This is a genomic window from Frateuria sp. Soil773, from assembly GCF_001428405.1.
GTDB lineage: Bacteria > Pseudomonadota > Gammaproteobacteria > Xanthomonadales > Rhodanobacteraceae > LMSL01.
In genome coordinates this window covers 1-227 of the sequence record NZ_LMSL01000001.1, presented here as the reverse complement: position 1 = coordinate 227, position 227 = coordinate 1, and the positions used below count along the sequence as shown (strand labels likewise).

Annotated in this window: 1 protein-coding gene; it reads left to right on the top strand. The window is 70.9% G+C overall.

Annotated elements, in window-relative coordinates:
* A partial coding sequence (locus tag ASG87_RS20375; RefSeq protein ID WP_162258283.1) for a hypothetical protein occupies positions 1–227 on the top strand: 227 nt, incomplete at both ends.

Sequence of the window (227 nt, the reverse complement as noted above, 5' to 3'; positions counted from 1 at the left end):
CGCGCTTGGCACCGAGGCCTGGGCCACCGAGGACGGCGCCAGCGTGCTCGGCTACAACAGCTACGCGCAGGCGGTGAACTCCACCGTGCTCGGCTCCAACGCCTGGGTCACCAAGGATGCCGCGAACAGCGTTTCGCTCGGCAGCGAATCGCTGGCCGACCGCACCAACACCGTCTCCGTCGGCGCCGCCCACGAGTGGACCAGCAGCGACGGCGTGGTGCACGCCG